The organism is Vibrio aestuarianus, assembly GCF_012395185.1.
GTDB classification, from domain to species: Bacteria; Pseudomonadota; Gammaproteobacteria; order Enterobacterales; family Vibrionaceae; genus Vibrio; species Vibrio aestuarianus.
On sequence record NZ_JAAZTU010000030.1, the window covers coordinates 1 to 15,279 of the forward strand.

The window sequence follows — 15,279 nt, forward strand, 5'->3', positions numbered from 1 at the left end:
TAAGTCGCTTTAAGTGTAGTTCAGGGCAGAATTGGTAAAGAGAATCGTGTAGGATATTGAGTTCACACATCTTGCTGTCTGGTCAGTTGATTTTTAGCAGAACTATTTGATCACATGGCAAGATGTGTATCCAGCTTAACTTGATGATTTTTATAAAAATCATCAGGGGATTCCTCAGTACTTAGTGCATAAGCAACTCAATATATCCGCAGGATTAAAGGTCATTGACCGAGTTTTTCATGTTCAAAATGTGAATGCTTATCACAGTCGCACCAAAGAATGGATGAAGCGATTCCATGGAGTAGCAACGAAGTACCTAGATCATTACCTTGGTTGGCACCGTTACATGGAAGTTACTGAAAAAACAGAATGTTAAGTCTTCAGCAACAATTAAAGGGAACATAGCCTTTCCAATTCCTTATTTCCGGCATCCTTTGCCGTTCGTTTTACATGTATTAGAAGAATCAAAAATATGAAAATTGCTATCGCCGGTACCGGCTATGTTGGCTTGTCAAACGCCATGTTGTTGGCACAGAATCACGAAGTTGTGGCCGTTGACATTATTGAAGAAAAAGTCACACTGCTTAATAACAAGCAATCGCCGATTGTGGATACTGAAATCTCGGACTTCTTGGCCAATAAAGATCTCAATTTCACGGCAACGTTAGACAAACAGCTGGCTTACAAAGAGGCCGACTATGTGGTGATTGCTACGCCGACCGACTACGATCCTCAAACCAACTATTTCAACACAAAGTCAGTGGAAGCCGTCATTGCGGACGTCATGGCGATCAACCCAGATGCAGTAATGGTCATTAAATCGACCGTACCTGTAGGCTACACTAAACGTATTTCTGAAGAGCTAGGTTGTGATAACCTTATTTTCTCACCTGAGTTCTTACGTGAAGGGCGAGCGCTGTATGACAACCTGCACCCATCACGTATTATCGTAGGCGAGCAGTCCGAGCGTGCTAAAGTGTTTGCGGATTTGCTTTTAGAAGGTGCAGTCGAGAAAGAGGTCCCCGTCCTTTTCACAGATTCAACCGAAGCTGAAGCGGTCAAACTCTTTTCAAACACGTATTTAGCATTACGTGTCGCGTATTTTAATGAGCTGGATACCTACGCTGAAACACACGGCTTAGATCCGCGTCAAATCATTGAAGGGGTAGGGTTAGATCCTCGTATTGGCAGCCACTACAATAACCCATCGTTTGGTTACGGTGGCTATTGCCTACCCAAAGACACCAAACAGCTGCGTGCCAACTACCAAGATGTACCTAACGAAATCATTAGCGCGATTGTGGATGCTAACCGTACTCGTAAAGATTTTGTAGCTGACTCCATTATTAGCCGCAATCCCAAACTGGTTGGTATTTATCGCCTTATCATGAAATCAGGTTCGGATAACTTTCGTGCCTCGAGTATTCAGGGCGTCATGAAGCGCATCAAAGCCAAAGGTATTGAAGTGGTCGTTTATGAGCCCGTGTTAAAAGAAGCGGAGTTTTTCCATTCTCAGGTGATCAAGGATTTAGAAGAATTTAAAGCAACCTGTGATGTCATTGTGTCAAATCGCATGGTGGATGAAATTCGTGATGTAGAGGAAAAGGTCTACACCCGTGATTTGTTTGGTAGTGATTGAGGTGTCACGGCGATGACAGAAGCAAGACAATCTTAATAAACGCCAGTACAATAATGGCGTTAAGTTAATAAAGAGACCGAAAATGGCTAGGCTACAATACCTTTGGAATCTGTCACGTCCGACCAAACGCGTGATCAGTGTCTTAATTGATACCCTGTTTATTGTTGGGGCGTTTTATGCCGCTTATTGGGTGCGCATTGGTGATGTTCTCCCTCTCGGCAATCCACTAGCGGTCTATGTGCTCATCGGAACATTGGCTTCAACCGTTATCGTCTTCTCTAAGCTCGGCTTGTATCGGGCAATATTGCGCTATCTCACCTTTCACGCCTTGGCGGTGGTCAGCATCGGAACGCTGTTTTCGGCCTGCATGGTGGCGATGTTGGCGTTTTACTTCGATGCACCCATTCCACGCTCTATTCCTATTATTTATGGCGCGTTCTTGTGCTTACTCAGTGGCGGCTCTCGGTTAATCGTGCGTGTGTTGGTCAATGAAGCCAACAGCAAAGGTAAAAAACGAGTACTGATTTATGGTGCAGGTGCGGCTGGGCGGCAATTAGCACTGGCGCTGCGCTCTTCCGAAACACACAAAGTGGTCGGCTTTATTGATGAAGACCCAACGCTCGATAATACCATTATTCTTGGGGTGAAAGTTAAGGCAACTAAAAAGGTAGAGCAGCAGGTAAAAAAGCACCAAGTGAGTCAAATCTTACTCGCGGTTCCGAGTGCGTCGCGCGCCAAACGTAAAGCGATTTTAGACTCTTTAGTTCACCTTCCGGTGGGTAAGCGTTCACCAGCAGCGTGTTGACTAAGTGTTTAGGTAAAAACTCATTTGTTTAAGAGCGAGCACATTTGGGTATGGCTGCTGACGAACAACAGCGTTGACTATGCGTGAAAGCGTATCAAGTGACGATATCTTTCGCTTTTTACACGTTTCGATTAGCGAGTGTAGACGGTCTCGGAACTTACCGCCTGCATCCGAGGTAGTGCCGTAGCTGATTTTTCTTTGAATGACAAAGCCACGAAGTCGACGTTCAGCTTCATTGTTGGTTAATGGTATTTTGGGGTTAGTTAAGAACAACCACAAGCTTGGTCTATGCTCATCCAGTTTTTTGCAGCGACCTTGATAGCGTTGAATTGGTATTTGCTTGATCCCTTTATTGAGCCAGTAATTAAAACGCTGTCTTATTCGACTTAATCTGTTTAGGTACAGGCTATATTTTATCGTTTCGGACTCCCAACGATGTCGCGTTCGAAAAACTAATTTGCTCAGCATAACAAGTCGTTGCCCTATTTTAGCTGTATGTCCTTTACCTGTGTAATCCGCAATCTGTTGTAAGTTTCGGAGCACGTGTGACCAACATAGCTGATGTTTATTTGGTGATATCCAGTTGTAACCACCATATTGGTCACTGACGACAACCCCAGAGTAATGGGCGCCCAGAACCGCTTTAGCTGAGTGAATGGAGCGAGAGAATAGGATCTTTTCGTACACTAAATCGTCGCTCGATACTAACCAGCACCACTGTAAACGCTCTTCACTATTTCGTGAGTGTGAAGTCTCATCGACGTGTACTAACGGAGCCGTTTGAATATTACTTTTGATGGCTTGGTGCAGTGGGGTAAGCATTGAGGCAACACGAGTTTGAGCTTCACTGATTGCGCCAATTGAAAAAGTCGTACCGAATTGCTCTTTAAGTAAAGAGCGTATTTTGCGCACGCTCAGATGATATTGACCAGCCAAGATCGCGATATGACTCAATAGATTGGGCCCCATGATACCTTGAGGTATATCGCTCGGCTTTCTGGCCCTCACGGTTTCGCCACACTGAGAGCATTTACCAGAAAAAAGCCGATACTCGGTAATATCCATTGTCGGTTTGGGAATTTAATGAACCTGATGGCGATAAAAAGGTTTATCACTCATCTTAAGGTTCGTATCGCCACAACAATAACAGGCACTATCTGGGTAACATTCAACAACGGTATCAGATGGTTTTAATTCTGAGAGTTGTCGTTTGTGCCCTGAGTGACCCTGTTTAGTTCCTCTTGGATTGCGACCACTAGAGCTTTGAGCTTTTTTCTTTCAGCCCGATCTTTAGGCTCATCGGATGATGGTGATTTGGATGAATTAGCGCTGCTAGTTTTGAGCTTGTCCTCATAGTGGCGCAACTGCTCCCAGAGCTCAACAATCAGCGCATTCGCTTCGTTGATATCTGAGGCCACGGGCGGCGAATATGAGAATTTAGATTTTTTCTTTTTCATGCGTTAATCATGACGGCTAGAAATGATCACTCAATTAGGAATGTTGGATCAATTGCGTTAACTCACACTTTATTGTCAATGGTCTGCTGGTGAACGCTTACCCGAAGAAAGTTATCCAATTGCCAATTCCAGTGAGTCTAATGCGTCTCATCGGAAAATTAACCGGAAAGTCAGTTATGATTGAACAGTTGTATGGCAACTTAGAAGTGGACTCTTCTAACATCAACGATGTGTTATGTTGGACACCCCCGCTAACAATGAAGCAAGCAATGGCAACATTGCGTGATACCGGAATAAAATGATATATGATCCGTTTAATTGATTTCCTAGCCGCCTTCTTTGGCTTGCTGTTTTTGTGGCCAGTGCTATTGATTGTCACCATTATTGGCCTCTTCGACACAGGTTCGCCGATTTTTGTTCAAACTCGAGTAGGCAGAAATAAAAAGCCATTCAAGTTGATTAAGTTTCGTACCATGTCGGTAGAAACCAAGTCTGTAGCAAGCCACTTAGCGAACAATGCATCAATCACTAAACTCGGTGCTTTTCTTCGTAAAACCAAGCTCGATGAATTACCTCAGTTGATTAACGTGGTGAAAGGTGAAATGAGCTTGGTGGGTCCGCGTCCAAATTTGTTTAACCAAGAAGAACTGATTAAAGAACGTGATGCATTAGGGGTATATGATGTTCTACCCGGTATCACTGGCCTTGCTCAGGTGCAAAACATTGATATGTCTACACCGCAGCTATTGGCAAAAACAGATAAGCAGATGATTGATACCTTGACGCTAAAAGATTACTTCAAGTACATATTAATGACAGCAACGGGCAGTGGTAGTGGTGATGCTGTGAAGTAACACTGCTTTCAATTTATCTACAAAGACTTTTTAAACCAACGCCAGTACAATACTGGCGTTGGTTTATATTAGAGAAATAACATGGCTAGGCTTAATTTTATCTGGAACCTCTCAAGGTTTAACAAACGCATTATCAGCGTATGTATAGACACATTTTTTATTATTGCTTCTTTTTATGCCGCGTATTGGACTCGTATTGGTCATATCCAGTCATTTGATGATGTCTCAACTCGCTATGTAGTTCTAGGTACGTTAGCGGTGACGCTTTTTGTCTATACGCGACTTGGGCTATATCGTGCTGTGCTTCGCTATTTGACCTTTCATGCGTTAGCGGTGGTGAGTGCTGGTACGGCAATCTCGGCGGCAACGGTTGCGATACTTGCATTTTATTTTGATGCGTCAATACCGCGTTCAGTGCCTATTATCTATGGCACCTTTCTTTGTTTGTTATGTGGTGGTTCGCGGCTCATTGTTCGTGTGCTGGTCGCGCAGGTTAATGGCAAAGGGAAGAAAAACGTTCTTATCTATGGTGCCGGTTCTGCTGGTAGGCAATTGGCTTGGGCGTTGCGTTCATCTGAAACTCATAAAGTAGTGGGTTTTATTGATGAAGATTCGACTCTTGAAAACACCGTGATCATGGGGTTATCGGTAAGAAATCTCAAAGAGGCCTCTGCTGCCGTTGATAAACACAATGTACATCAAATTCTGTTAGCGGTACCGAGTGCGTCACGTGCGCGTCGTAAGCAAATTTTGGATGCTCTAGTGCCTATTTCAGCTGAAGTACTCACGGTGCCGGATATGAAAGATATTGTAGAAGGCAAGGCGACAATTGATGAATTGAAAGATGTTGCGATAGAAGATTTGCTCGGTAGGGATGCAGTAACACCACAGCAGTCACTGATGGAAGCCAATATAAAAAACAAAGTCGTACTGGTGACAGGTGCTGGTGGTTCGATCGGTTCTGAATTGTGTCGTCAAATTCTTTCATGTAAACCGAAAACCCTTATCTTGTTCGAATTGTCTGAATTTGGCTTGTACCAAATAGATCGTGAGTTACATCTGCTTGCAAAAGAAAAAGGGCTCGATGTTGAAATTATCCCACTGTTAGGGTCTGTTCAACGCATCAACCGCTTGTCCGTGGTGATGAAAAGTTTTGCAGTCCAAACCATTTATCATGCAGCTGCCTATAAGCACGTACCCTTGGTGGAATACAATGTGGTTGAAGGGGTACGTAACAATGTGTTTGGTACTTACTACACTGCAAAAGCGGCGATTGAAGCTAAAGTTGAATCATTTGTGTTGATTTCGACCGATAAAGCCGTCAGACCGACCAATGTGATGGGTACGACAAAACGTATGGCAGAATTAGGCCTTCAAGCCTTAGCGGAACAAGAGAAAATGAAAAGTGGTGGCACTCGTTTTTGCATGGTGCGCTTTGGTAATGTTCTTGGTTCATCAGGTTCTGTTGTTCCGTTATTTAAGAAGCAAATCTTGAAAGGTGGGCCATTAACGGTAACTCACCCTGATATTATCCGCTATTTTATGACGATTCCTGAGGCGGCCCAGTTGGTAATTCAAGCTGGAGCAATGGGTAAAGGGGGCGATGTATTTGTCTTGGATATGGGTGAACCAGTCAAGATTATTGATCTTGCGGAAAATCTAATCCGGTTATCTGGCCTTGAAGTTAAAAATGAAGAAAATCCTTATGGTGATATCTCGATTGAATTCTCAGGTCTACGTCCAGGTGAAAAGTTATTCGAAGAGCTTCTTATTGGCGATAATGTCGAGCAAACGGCTCATGAAAGGATCATGACTGCGAGTGAGCGTTTTTTACCCTTGTCGGACTATACGTGCTTGTTAGAGCAATTAGATTCTGCTTGTCATAATTTTGACCATGAGAAAATTCGCGAATTATTGATCTCAGCACCGACTGACTTTAATCCTTCTGATGGTATTTGCGATCTAGTTTGGCATCGGTTGCATGATGGTGGTGAACCACCTTGCGAGATACTACATTAATTTAAAAGAGCCCCATTGTTGGGGCTCTTTTGGTTTATGGGGTTTGATCTGAACAGGATGCGCTTTTGACGATAAAGCAGGCAGATTATTTTTCGATATAACTCGAAGAATAATAGTGATGAGCTTACTTATTGCTCGTGTGGTTTCATAATTGTGAGTCGATATTTAAGGGGTGTAATTTATGAACATCATTCATCATGGCGGAAAACATACGGTCACTGGCTCTTGCCATGAACTCAATCTTAATGGTGTTGGCGTGCTCATTGATTGTGGTTTAGTGCAGGGGAAAAGTTCAAAGTCGCTCAACATCGAATTTGCGGTTCGTCATATCAAAGCGTTGGTGTTAACGCATTCGCACATTGATCATATCGGGCGTATTCCCTGGCTATTGGCCGCCGGCTTTAACCAACCGATTTACTGTACTTCTGCAACCGCAGAGCTTGTGCCACTGATGCTCGAAGATGGCTTAAAGCTTCAACAGGGGCTTAACCATGGGCAGCGCCATCGAGTATTGGATCGCGTAAAGTCACTGATTAAGCCTATTGAATACGGCGTGTGGCAGCCACTTTCTCGTGATCTCCCTCATTGCTATTTTCGCTTCAACCCAGCAGGTCATATATTGGGTTCGGCATTTGTCGAGTTTAAATTACCAAATAACGAGATTGTGGTTTTTTCTGGTGATCTCGGCCCAAGCCATACGCCACTGCTGCCAGACCCAGTTTCGCCACCACGTGCGGACTACCTCTACATTGAAACGACCTATGGCGATAAAGTTCACGAAAGTGTCGAGCAAAGGTCGCAGCGCCTTCAGACCATTATCAACCGTTCACTGCAAGATGGCGGCACGATCTTGATTCCTGCGTTTAGTGTTGGTCGAACTCAGGAATTACTGTTTGATATCGAGCAATTGATTTTCGAACATGGTATTGCTGGAAATATTCCGATTATTTTAGACTCGCCGATGGCGCAAAAAGTAACCAAGTCTTATCGCCGTTTTAAAAAACTGTGGGGCAAAGAAGCGAAAGTGCGTTTAGACGCAAAGCGGCATCCATTGGCTTTCGAGCAGTGCATAACGGTTGAAGATAATCGCTCACATCATGCCTTAGTGAACCGCTTAGCCTCAACGGGCGAGCCCGCAATTGTTGTTGCTGCTTCTGGTATGTGTGAGGGTGGGCGAGTGATGGACTACCTACAAGCGCTATTGCCAGATAAGCGAACTGACGTCATTTTTGCTGGTTATCAAGCTAAAGGAACGCTAGGCCGCGCAATACAGCAAGGTGATAACCAGGTGTGGATTGATGGTCAACAAACGCAGGTTAACGCGTTCATTCATACCATGTCTGGCTATTCAGCCCATGCAGATCAAGCAGACCTGTTGCGTTTTATTGAAGGTATTGCTGAAAAACCAAAGCAGATCCATCTAATTCACGGAGAGCCGGAAACAAAGCAAGCTTTTGCTGTAAAGCTCAGAAGTGCGGGGTATAAGGTTGTGAGTTGAGGTGAGTCAGCGAACGAAGGTTTGCGTTTCTCTTTCCTTGGTGGGAAGGTATCATACTTCATCCGTTAGAATTCGAGCATCCCGTGCTAAGGTGAATACGATGACTTTAAACCCTCAACGTTGGAAACAGCGTCTACAAAACTTATCCAAAGCGCAGCATCGTCTTGAAAAAGCTTGTTCTCAAAAAACTTACAATGAACTAGAGCTTGCTGGGTTAGTGCAAACGTTCGAGTTTTCATTTGAGTTAACTTGGAAAACGCTAAAAGATTTACTTGAATTTGAAGGTTTTGATGTTGCTTCACCACGAAGTGTTATTCGTACCGCATTAGAGGCGAGACATCTTTCTTCTGAACAATGTGAGGTGCTACTTGAAGCATTGATGAAGCGAAATCTGCTATCACATACCTACGATGAAAAAAATGTCCTTGAAGCACAACAGCTTATTGTGGAACGTTTTTCTCCGGTAATCGGTGAGATTACCGACTATTTAGAAGTGAAAAATTTAGAGGCAAAAAGTGGTCAGTAAAGCCCTTGTCTCAATAAAAATTGGTTTAAAACTTCATCAATATCAGCTATTGAACGACGTAATATTGTCCAACCCTTTGGTTGAGCGTGCGTGGGTTTTTGGCTCTCGGGCGCTGGGTACATTTAAAGAGAGTTCAGATATCGACATTGCGTTAGAAGGGCAAGCGCTCACCTTAAATGAGATTGCGCTGATGCTTGATACCTTGGATCAATCATCTTTACCATACAAGGTCGATTTGTTGATTAAGCATAAAATCACTTCACCTGAATTGTTGGCCCATATCGAACAGCATGGCTTGCAGATCAAGTGAAAGCCGAAACCCCTTAATACCCTTTATCAAAATCAATACGGTTTTCCAGTTGGAAACCTTCACGCCATAACTGGTAGTTGCGTGTAAAAATCTCTACCACCTGCTCAGGAAAACTGACAGCGGCAATGTGCGGAGTTAACGTGATGCTCGGGTGTTGCCAAAACGGATGTTCCCTATCGAGCGGTTCTTGCTCAAATACATCCAGATAGGCGTGTTGAATGTGGCCCAGTTCAATCGCGGTAATGAGATCACTCTCGACGAGGTTTTTGCCGCGTCCGACATTAAACAATAACGCCTGTTGGCAATGATTCAGCGTATTCTGGTTTAACAGACCGAGCGTTTGAGGCGTATTGGGTAAGGTACTGACCACAATATCGGCTTGGGCAAAGGCCGCGCCAAGTTCATTGACATGATAGGTCTGATCAAATTGGCCACTTCTAGCAGGGATCCCAGTACTATTAACCCCAACAACCGTTAAACCAAACGCTTTCGCTACTTGTGCTAAGTGGCTACCAATTGCACCCGTGCCGAGTATGACCATGGTTTTGCCATTAATTGACTGGTAAGCATGCGGTAGCCATTGTTTGTGTTGCTGTTGAACTTGATAGCGTGGAAAGTGCCTGAAATGTGCAATAGTGTAGCCAAGTACATACTCGGCAATTTGTTGGCCGAAGATGCCTTTCACATTGGTCAATTGGTAATCTTGACGCAAATTAGGATCAATTAAAGTATCAACCCCGGCATAGGCTGATTGTAACCACTCTAGATTAGGGAAGTCTTGCAGACACTTTGCGGCCATTGGGGGAGCTGCTAGCAGAATAGTTGCTTGGTGGCGCTCTGTAGTGATAACCAAGTCTGTCAAACCCGCTTTCTCTAGAGCTTGGCGGTAAATCTCATCATGCTCGGTAAGAATATACACTTTATCGGTGAAATTGTTCATCAGCTTTGCTTTTTTCCCTGTTGTTTATCAAGTACACTTCCGCTGTCTTTTTCTGCAACGATTGAGTGATTATGCTACAAAACCCTCTACAGGTTCGTCTTGAGAAATTTGAACCTTGGCAACAAATTACTTTTATGGCGTGTTTGTGTGAACGTATGTACCCGAACTATGCCATGTTTTGCGATAATGCTGAATTTGCTCATGCGCGAGTATATCGCGATATTCTAGACAGCGTTTGGGAATTGCTCACGGTAAAAAGTGCCAAAATTAATTTCGAGAATCAGTTAGAGAAGTTGGAAGAGATCATTCCAAGCTCGGAAGATTTTGATGTTTACGCTGTTTATCCTGCAATCGATGCGTGCGTAGCGTTATCTAACTTGCTGCATGGCTTGCTTGACCGTGATTATTTGTATGAAAACATGCAGAAGATCAGTCAAATTTCAGTGCTGACAGTCGCTCAGTTAGAAGAAGCACAAACCGGCGAAGCGATCAATAACGAAAACCAAAAGCAGAATGAAGCGGTTTGCGAAGAGTGGGATATCCAGTGGGCTATTTTCCGTCCACTTCGTGAAGCGGTTGAACGCGACATTGATTTAATTAAAGATCTACGTCAAGAGCTGCGTGATGAAGGCGTGAGCAACATTGGTGTAAGTCTTTAGCTCCATTGAAATAGCGAACATTTATCACGATGAAAACTAACTGGCGAGATCGATGGCTTAAATTCAAACATACGATTTTAGAGGCGATGGATTTTCGTTCTAGGATTTGGGTGGTGAGAATTTCAGAAACTCGTTTGAAAGATGAATCTTTTATCATCAATGAAGATAGCTTTAACGAGCCTTTGCAATGGATGAAAAGAAGATCCTATTCATCGGTTATGCTGGCGCAAGTCGAGCATATGAAATGTTCCCAAGTTCATATCTTTACGGTTGGCAATCAAACACACCAACTGTTAAGGGTTAAATAGATGCTCTTTTATTTTAAATCACCAATCTCTTGGTTTGATACGTTGGGTTAGCACGCCGACTAGAAGATTGTTATCCAATAATGGTGAGATGTAAAAGCTTGAGTTAAGTATAAGTGCCGGGCATAAAAACGGCACTTATACTTATTGGGTTACATGATTACTGTGAGGTGTTAGGTCTTTGTGACCAAGGAGAGCGAGCATCCGTTCTATCGTATAATTGATGTTTCTTCCTCAACATTTGCCCACCATCGCGAGTGATTGGCTCCCAGTTAAGTATTGCTCTGTTCGTGGACGGTTTTACGGTCATGATGTCAAAAGGAATTGATACATAAAATCCCTTATTATAGCTTCCTTCCCCATACTCATCGGCCGTTAAGTCTGTAAATACCGCATAAACGCCGGCAATCACACCTGACTTGAATTGTTTAGAAAAATCAACTCGAGCACCAATGTCTCCACCTAAGAATTTTCCTGCACTGATTTTAAATAATGTACTTTCAAGAAATGCCCAATCAGGTGTGTAGTAAGTGGTTAGATGACCTGTTGTTCCTTGGTTTAATACATAAGCTCGGCAACTTGTTGGATTATTAATACAAGTAGTAGAGTTCGGATTTGAACCATCGTAGTAGAAATAATCGTCTGAATAAATTCCAAACCAAGAATCAGCCTCTCGTTGACTTAGGTAATTCATATCAACTCCTACTGCCCAATTTGATCTCATCGGACGATATAATATTTCACCACCCACACCAGCAAACATCGACTCTAGATAACCCCCGTAAACTTGTGTGTAAATGTTCTCTGTTGGTTGTTCAAACCAGGTTAACTGCAATTGACTCAGGCGTACTGGATCTTGTACATAACTACGGAACATGGTACGAACTCGAGGGGTTGCCTCATTGCGGACATGTGGTGATTGTGGGCTATCAACACCGTAGTTGAATTTGTCGTAGTTATCGACAATATTGATATAGATTGCACCGCCAAGCTCAAGCTTAGGCGTGATCCAATAATTGGAGTGCGCACTTAGACCTAGGCTGAATAAATAGAAAGCTTCTGGTCCACCAAGAGATTGTTGTAATGAGGGCGATAAACCGTAATCCCAACGTTTGATAGACTGAGCTACTATCGGTGAAGATAGTGGGGTTGGTTCTTGGTATTTATCGAAGGTCGACGAAGGCGTAACCCCAAGTTGGTCATAATTGGCTGCCGAGATATAGTCATCCCGGTTAATGATGGTTTCAGTCAATACCATGCTATTGTTTTGTTCAATAATATGAAATTCCGTAATGTCATCATTACCGTATCGAGTTAAAACCGCTGCCGCCCGTTCAAGTGCTTCATCTCTATCGCGATATTTTACTTGTTCACCGGTGACGATGATCTTGTTGTCTGACACGGCGATAGTGTTTTGCTGATAGCCAGCATTATGCTGAAGTTCAGCCGATGCTTGTTGCCAATCGTTGGATGTAGGAGAGGCTTGAACCTTGGTTTTAGGGGTATCCAACCAACTTGCTTTCATGTGATTAAAGTTGGTATAAAAATTAAAGCCTAATGTGAGTGTATCGCCTCGTTGATAACTGACTTTAGCATCTCCCCAGTCACCTAGTCGGTAATTAATACCGATATTCCATGGTGTATGCTGAGTCATATCTGAGTTGGCTCTTATTTGTGGCCAATCTTCAGAGTAATCGTTGCCATCGTATTCAATTTTAATTCGCAGTGGTTCGTAAGGTGTTTGATATTCTATACCGCCAAACAATGCCGCAGGGCCTTTAAACCAACGTCCATAGTCAACCATGCCACCTGTGTCTTTAAAATCACTCGGGCGGTTACAGAATCGGTCGCTTATCTTACAGACTGGATTACTGACATTACCGCTTTGACCAATGTATCCCCAGCCGAGTCCCAGGGTGAAATCAAGGTTACCAAAACGTTTGGTAGCAGCAACAAATTCACCATCAAACATGCCGGTACCACCGAAATCTCGTAGGCCAATTGACGTTTCTGGCAACCAATAACTTTCTTCAATGAGGCGAACTTTAAAATCCATACCTTTGTCTGTATACAGGTTATCGCCGCTGTAGTCAGGATTAGAATTATAGAGAACATTGGGTAAGCGGGTATAACGAATGGTCGCATCAAGCCATGGCATCACTTGCATGGAAGCAACGTAATGGTGGTAGTCGTTATTAACGCTGATCCCGACATTAAATTCACCTTCTTCAGCCATGCGACCGGAAGGCATTTGCATTAAACCAGTACCACCAAAGTCCATTTGTGACGGTTTCCAATCATTTGTGCTGCTCATGACAACCGATGCATAACTAACAGAGAACAGGCTTAGAGATGAAATAAAAAATGAAGAATATTGAAGTTTCATAGAAAGCCTTTTCTTGACTGAAGCAGCGAAACAATCTCGCTTTCGAAATCTAATAACTGAGCATTTGGTCTGTTAAATCCCACAAAAATAATACTGCCTGGCGCTAGGATAGTTTGTTCATCATTCCAGTAGGCGTATCCCACTTTTTTTGTATGGCCATCTGGGTAAATCACCCAAATATTGCTGCTGTTTGCACTTGATAGCAATGTTGTTTGCTTAAGATAATCGGCGACAGTTAATCCACCGATAAATGGTTTAGTGACAGGCACGAAAAGTAACCCTTCAATATGAATTGTTTTTGGTCTTTTCGGTGTTATTAACTCAAAATTGCCCTTAAGTTGCGGGTTATTCTGGGGGGTGATCCGTATCGCATCATAATCGAGATTGATGAATTCACGATAACCAACATCCCAGCGGTTTATCTGTTGCTCCAATAAAGCAATACTTGCTTTAGATTTAGGATGAACGTGTGTGTATGCGCTCAAGCGTTGGAGTAAGGTTTGTTTTCTTTTTTCTACCTCGCTCTCTTTATCTTGATTAAAAAGCATATTGTTTAATGGATAACCAAGCAACGCAGCTAGTGGTCCGTTTTGGCCGTCATAAGTTATTTCTACGTTTTTTTGCTGGTTAATGATGTCAGTGAATATTTTTTCAAGTCGTTCTGGTTGGTTGTATTCAAGTACTTTCTTTTCATTGGGTAAATGTATTGTTAGTACGGAAGCAAAGCTGCTGGCCGAAAAGGCAGCCATAATTAGTGCTAAAAGACAATGATTCATAAATGACAACCTATGATTACTGAGATTTATAAGGTTTTAATATTTCCATGTCGACTTTTAAGGCGTCAGGAATTAACCATTGTGATGACTTGACGACATTGCCGTCACTATCAACCCAGAAGGTATTGTTCATGCTTTTACCACTGTTATTGAATTGAACGTTTTCTTGCCAAACAGTGGTGTTTTTTTGCCACAGCACTGATTCAATATATTCGGTGGTAACTTGACGGGTTGAGATTGTAGCGAGTTGGCCGAATTGATATCCAGGCTGCCAATCGTATTGAGCTTGCCACTTATCATTGCTGGTTAAAGATGGAAAGTTTTTTAGAGGCAATAGGTTATCAAGGTTTGCGCTAGGCATATTGACGGTTTTGATGATTCTGCCATTTTCAGTGACAATCATTGCACGGTCAGAAGAGAGCCACTTATACTGTTTTGCATTGGAAACTGGATTTATGTCAATGAATGCCAACACCATAAAAATTTGTGCTTTATCGTTGAGAGTCACATAGCTGCTTAAATAAGGGATCTGCTCGATTTGCTGCTTGGTTAATGTCACATCATCGACACCGAATGCCGCAAATTTAATAGAGTCATTAATACTAGAAAACTTAGTTGAACAGCCACTAGCAGTCATTAATCCCAAAGATAGCAGAGTAAGGACCAGGGGCTTAGCTGTTTTTATTTTTCTCGACATCGATATTATCCGTTTACATCAGTAAGTTGTTGTTTATGCTAGGCATAAAAAAACATCCTTAACAAAGTATTAAGGATGTTTGTAGGCTCAAACTTAGTTTGTTGTGCCGTCAGTACCTGTTGTTCCATCGCTGTCTGATGCAGCAGCAACTGCTACAACGGTAACAGCAAGAGCACCAGCTACAATACTAGATGTAGCAGCAGCGCCAGCTGCTGTAGCCGATGCGCCTTCAGCACCAGCTGCAACAACAGCTTCTTCAGCAAACACCGTGCTTGATAAACCTAAAGCAACTAATGCTGCTAATGCAATTTTTCTCATAATATATCCTTGTAAATTTACAAATAAAAACATCGATGTCGGTAATGCATAAGCACACCTATCGACATAGTATTCAAAATAAGTGCCAAA

General features: G+C 42.9%; 14 protein-coding genes and 3 pseudogenes. 10 read left to right on the forward strand and 7 right to left on the reverse strand.

The annotated features are described in order from the left end of the window. Positions 1–232: 232 nt before the first annotated feature. The 3 genes and pseudogenes from HGG78_RS13990 to HGG78_RS14000 form a co-directional block, all read left to right on the forward strand. Positions 233–405, forward strand: a pseudogene (locus HGG78_RS13990) (IS1595 family transposase); the annotation flags it as partial. Positions 406–472: 67 nt separating this feature from the next. Further along, entirely contained in the window at positions 473–1,639 is a 1,167-nt protein-coding gene (locus HGG78_RS13995) for a nucleotide sugar dehydrogenase (RefSeq protein ID WP_172533256.1), read from the forward strand. 82 nt (positions 1,640–1,721) lie between these two features. Beyond that, a pseudogene (locus HGG78_RS14000) lies at positions 1,722–2,411 on the forward strand (polysaccharide biosynthesis protein); the annotation flags it as partial. 33 nt (positions 2,412–2,444) lie between these two features. Here HGG78_RS14000 and tnpC read toward each other — a convergent pair. Both tnpC and HGG78_RS18975 read right to left on the reverse strand, forming a co-directional pair. After that, positions 2,445–3,509: an IS66 family transposase gene (gene tnpC / locus HGG78_RS14005; RefSeq protein ID WP_254068220.1), complete on the reverse strand. Its 1,065-nt coding sequence runs from the start codon at positions 3,507–3,509 to the stop codon at positions 2,445–2,447. A 125-nt stretch (positions 3,510–3,634) separates the two neighbouring features. Beyond that, on the reverse strand, positions 3,635–3,901 hold the full coding sequence (locus HGG78_RS18975; RefSeq protein WP_254068221.1) for a DUF6444 domain-containing protein: 267 nt from the start codon (positions 3,899–3,901) through the stop codon (positions 3,635–3,637). A 104-nt stretch (positions 3,902–4,005) separates the two neighbouring features. Between HGG78_RS18975 and HGG78_RS14010 the strand changes: the two are divergent. From HGG78_RS14010 to HGG78_RS14035, 6 genes and pseudogenes are all read left to right on the forward strand, one after another. Continuing rightward, a pseudogene (locus tag HGG78_RS14010) lies at positions 4,006–4,203 on the forward strand (UDP-glucose 4-epimerase); the annotation flags it as partial. A gap of 3 nt (positions 4,204–4,206) precedes the next feature. Next, complete coding sequence (locus HGG78_RS14015) at positions 4,207–4,755, forward strand: sugar transferase (protein WP_172533258.1); 549 nt, start codon at positions 4,207–4,209, stop codon at positions 4,753–4,755. 81 nt (positions 4,756–4,836) lie between these two features. Continuing rightward, positions 4,837–6,774 (forward strand): polysaccharide biosynthesis protein, encoded by a 1,938-nt coding sequence (locus HGG78_RS14020; RefSeq protein WP_172533259.1) that lies wholly within the window; start codon positions 4,837–4,839, stop codon positions 6,772–6,774. A gap of 181 nt (positions 6,775–6,955) precedes the next feature. Next, positions 6,956–8,272: an MBL fold metallo-hydrolase RNA specificity domain-containing protein gene (locus HGG78_RS14025; protein WP_172533260.1), complete on the forward strand. Its 1,317-nt coding sequence runs from the start codon at positions 6,956–6,958 to the stop codon at positions 8,270–8,272. 100 nt (positions 8,273–8,372) lie between these two features. Continuing rightward, on the forward strand, positions 8,373–8,798 hold the full coding sequence (locus HGG78_RS14030) for an HI0074 family nucleotidyltransferase substrate-binding subunit (RefSeq protein WP_172533261.1): 426 nt from the start codon (positions 8,373–8,375) through the stop codon (positions 8,796–8,798). Continuing rightward, on the forward strand, positions 8,788–9,108 hold the full coding sequence (locus HGG78_RS14035; protein ID WP_172533262.1) for a nucleotidyltransferase domain-containing protein: 321 nt from the start codon (positions 8,788–8,790) through the stop codon (positions 9,106–9,108). The genes HGG78_RS14030 and HGG78_RS14035 overlap by 11 nt, the downstream gene beginning before the upstream one ends. A gap of 13 nt (positions 9,109–9,121) precedes the next feature. Here HGG78_RS14035 and HGG78_RS14040 read toward each other — a convergent pair whose 3' ends face one another. Beyond that, on the reverse strand, positions 9,122–10,048 hold the full coding sequence (locus HGG78_RS14040) for a D-2-hydroxyacid dehydrogenase (RefSeq protein WP_172533263.1): 927 nt from the start codon (positions 10,046–10,048) through the stop codon (positions 9,122–9,124). Between the two features lie 71 nt (positions 10,049–10,119). Between HGG78_RS14040 and HGG78_RS14045 the strand changes: the two genes are divergently transcribed. Then, complete coding sequence (locus tag HGG78_RS14045; protein ID WP_053309670.1) at positions 10,120–10,707, forward strand: YjaG family protein; 588 nt, start codon at positions 10,120–10,122, stop codon at positions 10,705–10,707. A gap of 465 nt (positions 10,708–11,172) precedes the next feature. On the opposite strand, the gene HGG78_RS14050 is transcribed toward HGG78_RS14045, so the two are convergent. From HGG78_RS14050 to HGG78_RS14065, 4 genes are all read right to left on the reverse strand, one after another. Beyond that, positions 11,173–13,398 (reverse strand): YjbH domain-containing protein, encoded by a 2,226-nt coding sequence (locus HGG78_RS14050; RefSeq protein WP_172533264.1) that lies wholly within the window; start codon positions 13,396–13,398, stop codon positions 11,173–11,175. Continuing rightward, positions 13,395–14,174 (reverse strand): capsule biosynthesis GfcC family protein, encoded by a 780-nt coding sequence (locus tag HGG78_RS14055; protein WP_254068222.1) that lies wholly within the window; start codon positions 14,172–14,174, stop codon positions 13,395–13,397. Before HGG78_RS14055 ends, HGG78_RS14050 begins: the two co-directional genes overlap by 4 nt. Before the next feature lie 16 nt (positions 14,175–14,190). Beyond that, a complete protein-coding gene (locus HGG78_RS14060) occupies positions 14,191–14,871 on the reverse strand; it encodes a YjbF family lipoprotein (protein ID WP_168520704.1) in 681 nt (226 codons plus the stop codon). A 93-nt stretch (positions 14,872–14,964) separates the two neighbouring features. Further along, a complete protein-coding gene (locus HGG78_RS14065; RefSeq protein ID WP_168520706.1) occupies positions 14,965–15,189 on the reverse strand; it encodes a hypothetical protein in 225 nt (74 codons plus the stop codon). Positions 15,190–15,279 lie beyond the last annotated feature (90 nt).